3 protein-coding genes are annotated in these 1974 nt (G+C 63.4%); 1 reads left to right on the top strand and 2 read right to left on the bottom strand.

Annotated elements, in window-relative coordinates; translation table 11 throughout:
* The coding region (locus tag ACS5Q1_RS47730; protein ID WP_473104756.1) for an SDR family oxidoreductase at nt 1-538 on the bottom strand (538 nt) is incomplete at its 3' end.
* 59 nt (nt 539-597) lie between these two features.
* Entirely contained in the window at nt 598-999 is a 402-nt protein-coding gene (locus ACS5Q1_RS47725; RefSeq protein ID WP_473104755.1) for a GlcG/HbpS family heme-binding protein, read from the bottom strand.
* 136 nt (nt 1000-1135) lie between these two features.
* On the opposite strand from ACS5Q1_RS47725, the gene ACS5Q1_RS47720 reads away from it, so the two are divergent.
* A partial coding sequence (locus ACS5Q1_RS47720; RefSeq protein ID WP_473104754.1) for a LysR family transcriptional regulator occupies nt 1136-1974 on the top strand: 839 nt, incomplete at its 3' end.

The raw sequence follows: 1974 nt of genomic DNA, 5'->3' as shown, positions 1-1974 counted from the left end.
CGCCGGGATTGATCGTCTGGATCTTGATGCCGTACGGCGCCAGCTCCTGTTGCAGCGCCTCGGCGATCGATTCCAGCGCATGCTTGGTCGAGACATAGGTTCCCCAGTTGGCCGGCGTGAACAGGCCGCCCATGGACGAGGTGAACACGACCTTGCCTTTTTTGCCCTCCGACACCCAGCGGCGCACGACACCCTGCGTCAGCACCAGCGGCAGGAAGACGTTGACCTCATAGTTCTTGCGCACGAGCTCGATCGGGATTTCCCAGACCGGGCCGGCTTCGCCCATGCCGGCGTTGTTCCAGAGCACATCAAAGTCCCAGGACTGCGCCTGGGCGATGTCATAGGGATCGGTCAGGTCGAGGCGCTCGACCCGGAAGTTCTGGAGCCCCAGGGCCTTGGCCTCCTCGCGCAGCGGCGTGACCTGGGACGACACCTGGGTCGTGGCGATGATGCTGTGGCCGTTCTTGGCCATGCCGATGGCGGCGCCCTTGCCGAAGCCGGAGCCTGCGCCGGTGATGAGAATGGTCTTGGTGGTCATGATACGGTCCCTTCAAGTCTGGTTGAGTTGATGATCGAGGGTGTGATGAGGATGGGGGGTCAGTTGCCGAGCGCGGCCGCGGCGGCTTCAGCGATGTCGAGGTCCTGAGCGACCGCGCCGCCCGAGATGCCGACCGCGCCGATCACCTTGCCCTCGGCATTCCGGATCGGGATGCCGCCGGCGAAGACCACGAGGCCGCCGTTGCTGTTCTCAAGACCGGGTGAGGTGCCGCCGGGCTTGCAGAACTCGCCGATATCTTCGGTCCGCATGCCGAACAGTGTGGCGGTGCGGGCCTTGCCGACGGCGATGTCGATGGAGCCCAGCAGGGCGCCGTCCATCCGGCTGAACGCCTTCAGGTGCACTGCGGCGTCGAGCACCGCGATGTTCACGGGAACGCCGATCTGGGTGGCCCGAGCCTCGCCGGCGGCGATGATCGTGCGGGCCTGGTCGATGGTTATCATTGCGATGTCTCCTGCCTTCGAGGATCGGAGCGGGAGCGATCTCCCGCTCCGATCAGCGAGTGAGGATGTTTTACAAAGAGACGACCGATGAGATAATCGACTGGTTTTTCGCTGGGCTAGTGAGCCGAATTCAACAATGCGCACCATCTCACCCTCGGATCTGATGCCGTTTCTGGCGCTCGCGCGGCACCGGAGTTTCCGCCGCGCGGCTGATGAGATGGGCTGCACCCCCTCCGCCTTGAGCCATGCCCTGAAGTCGCTTGAGGAGCGGTTGGATCTGCGACTGTTCAACCGCACCACCCGTAGCGTCGCCCTCACGGAGGCGGGCGAGCGCTTGCTCGCCCGCATTGCTCCGGCCTTCCAGGACATCGACGCGGCCCTGGATGATCTCAACAGCCTGCGCGGGGCCCCTGTCGGCCGGCTGCGGGTCAACGCGGCCCGTGTATCGGCCAAGATGGCTCTCCTGCCGATCGTAACGAAGTTTCTGGAACGCTATCCGGGAATTAGCGTCGAGATCGTGGTTGAGAATGACCTGGTCGATATGGTGTCCGAGGGCTTCGATGCTGGCATCCGCTTTGGGGAAGTCATCGCCCAGGACATGATCGCCATTCCGATCGGGCCACGCCAGCGATCAGCGATCGTGGCGGCGCCAGCGTTTTTCGAGCGATACCCAAAGCCCACTGTCCCTGAGCATCTCAAGAGCTTGCCCTGCCTTGGGCTCCGATTTGCCAGCGGGAGACTTTACGCATGGGAGTTCGAACGTGGCGGTGTCGAGCTGAGTGTCGAAGTCTCAGGTCCGTTGATCGTCGGCGATCAGGACATGATGGTCGATGCCGCGCTCCTTGGCACGGGTATAGCCTACGCGTTCGAGGAACAGGTCGAAGCCCACATCCGGGAAGGACGGCTTGTGCGGGTGCTCGAAGACTGGTGCCCCTATTACAGCGGCTTTTATCTCTATTACCCCAGCCGGCGGCA

This window comes from Microvirga sp. GN3, from assembly GCF_055792825.1.
Note: the sequence above shows the minus strand (reverse complement) of the source record. Positions and strands in the feature narration are given on the sequence as shown.

Coding starts and splice junctions, on each gene's coding strand:
- ACS5Q1_RS47725 (WP_473104755.1), bottom strand. CDS start 999: ATGATAACCATCGACCAGGCCCGCACGATCATCGCCGCCGGCGAGGCT.